Genomic DNA, 2,551 nt, shown 5'->3' with positions numbered 1-2,551 from the left:
GGGGGGGGGGGGGGGGGGGGGGGGGGGGGGGGGGGGGGGGGGGGGGGGGGGGGAGGAAAGGGAAAAAAGGAATAAACCCCCCCCCCCCCCCCCCCGATCCCGGTGGTCAGTGCGCCGTGTTCAGCGGTCAGTGCGCCGTGTTCAGGAGAGCAGGCTCCAGGACTGCCCCGCCGCACCGGAGTTGGGCGGGTTGGTCATCCCGTTGGCGCCGGCGGTGGCGCCGGCGACGTCCAGCGCCAGCCCGTTGCCCACGTTGGTGATGGTGAGGGCGCCGGAGCTGTTCTGGGTGACCTTCCACTCCTGCCAGGGGTTGTTCGGGCTGGGGTTGAGCAGGTACGCGGTGCCGACCCCGGCGCCGCCCGCGAGGACGGTGTGGTTCTGGGTGGCGGTGTAGCAGTCGTCGCTGATCGTCACCGTGCCGTCGGCGTTCGGCGAGAAGAGCCACTGCTGGGCCGGGTTGCCGCTCTGGTAGGCGTTGATGTCGGAGTTCCCGCCGGTGTTGGCGGAGCAGCCGCCCTGGACCTCCAGGGCCTGGCCGCCGGTGCCGCCCGCGCTGATCGCGTGGTACTTGCCGTCGCCGACGATGCCCGCCGGGGTGCTGCCGCCACCGCCGCTGGTGGTGCCGGCCCCGCTGATCCGGTAGAGCGCGGTGCCGTGCGCGGGGATCCAGTTGCCGCCGAGGGTCCCGGTGGTGGTGCCGGTGGCGCCGCTCCAGATCTCCCGGTAGGAGTAGCTGGAGCCGGTCAGGCCGAGCTGGCTGAACGTCACGCTCGGCATGGCCCAGTTGTTCGGGTCCTGGTTGATCAGCGCGACGGCCAGGTCACCGTTGGCGAGGGTGCGCTTGAGGACGACCGGCGCGGTGGGGGAGGCGGGCGGGCCGCCGACCAGGGCGGCCGGCTTGGCGAGTGAGTCCTGGTCGATGGCGATCACGTCGGGGTTCTTCATGATCGCGAGTGCCGAGGTGGGGATGCCGGTGGACCAGGTGTAGCTGTTGTAGGTGTGCTGGGCGTCGGCGGCGTTGCGCAGGTCGGCGCCGGAGATCAGCGGGGCGGCCATCATGGACAGGACGGACAGCTCGGTGCGGGACTCGTCGTCGGTGAACGGCTTGTTGCCCGGGTAGGTGTCGGTGACGCCCCAGACGCCGTTCACGTCCTGCCAGCCGGTGAACATCATGTCCATGTCGTTCCAGCTGCCCGGGTGCACGTTGCCCGCGTACTGCAGCGCGGTCTGCAGCTGCCCGTTGTAGAGCACGCCGCTCAGGTCGCTGTCGCGGTCGCCGCCGATCCGGCACATGTTGGCGACCTGGCCGCACCAGACGCCGGTGGGCGCGTAGCCGGGGGCCTGGTGCGCCGGGGTGCCGGCGGCCACCACCAGCGGGTCGGTGCGGGCCGGGTCGTTGGCGTTCTCCAGGGAGGGGATGCCGGTGTGGGCGGGCTGCGCGGAGAGGCTGAGGGTGACCTTCGGCCTGCCCGCGGCGCTGGTGGCGGCGTCGAGGGCGCGCTGGAAGGTCTGGGTGCGGGCGTAGATGGACTCGGTGAGCTCCTTGCCCTCGCCCTGCGGGTAGTAGGCGTAGCCGTCCGGCCCGTAGATGGTCGGGCCGTAGGGGCAGTCGTCGTACTTGACGAAGTCGACGCCCCAGGCGACGAAGTCGGTGGCGTCGGTGCTCTCGTGGCCCAGGCTGCCCGGGTGGCCCTGGCAGGTGGTGTAGGTGTCGGTGGCGTAGAGGCCGAACTTCATGCCCTTGCTGTGCGCGTACCAGGCCAGGTACTGGATGCCGTTCATGGTCTGGCCGTTGACCGTCTGGGACGGGAAGTGGTTCGGGTCGGGCGTCAGATGGCCCGAGGTCGGGTCGTTGCCGGTGCCGTCGGTGCCGGAGACCGGGTTGCCGTTGGTGTCGTACAGCTGCATGGCGCCGTCGGAGGTCTTCACGAACGGGCCGCTCTGGCCGCTGCGGTAGGGCACCGACCAGCCGTCGTCGATGGTGACGGTGTTGTAGCCGGCCTGCACCAGGCCGTTGGCCGACATGAAGTCGATGGTCTGCTTGACCTGCTGCTCGTTGACCTGGGTGCCGAGCGAGTTCCAGGAGTTCCAGCCCATCGGTGGGGTGAGCGCGTTGCCGTTGCCGAGCGCGGCGGCCGGCGGCGCGGTGGTGACCGCCACGGCGCCGAGGCCGGGGGTGGCCAGGGCGATGGTCAACAGGAGGCTGGGCAGGCGCGAGGCGCTGCGGCGTGTTGCACGCATGGATGCGGCTCCGGGGTGGGGGTGGGGAGTGGGGGTGCACGGGTGGGGGTCGAGCGCGGCCGAACAGAAAGCAACACGGGCTGGTGGGGTGCCCGCCGGGTGGACGGCAGCTGTCGAACTGGGATGTCGCCGCTGCCCGTGCGTGGGAGTGTAATGGCACATGCGACATGGCAGAAGACTTCCTGCGTGAGTTTGTTGGAGGGTGAGTGTTTCTGTGTCTTTGCCTGCGGCGAGTACGGCGACGGCAAACAAAAGGGGGTACTCTCTCCGCAGCCTACTGTTTGGTGGTGGTGTAGGATCAAAACAACAA

1 protein-coding gene is annotated in these 2,551 nt (G+C 70.3%); it reads right to left on the bottom strand.

The annotated features are described in order from the left end of the window. Positions 1-141: 141 nt before the first annotated feature. Positions 142-2,241 carry an alpha-galactosidase gene (locus ACQRUO_RS35780; RefSeq protein ID WP_428320341.1) on the bottom strand — a complete coding sequence of 700 codons (2,100 nt, stop codon included), beginning with the start codon at positions 2,239-2,241 and terminating at the stop codon, positions 142-144. Positions 2,242-2,551 lie beyond the last annotated feature (310 nt).

Source organism: Kitasatospora sp. LaBMicrA B282 (assembly GCF_050325825.1).
In the GTDB taxonomy this organism is placed as follows: domain Bacteria; phylum Actinomycetota; class Actinomycetes; order Streptomycetales; family Streptomycetaceae; genus Kitasatospora.
This window is presented reverse-complemented; position numbering and strand designations above follow the sequence as displayed.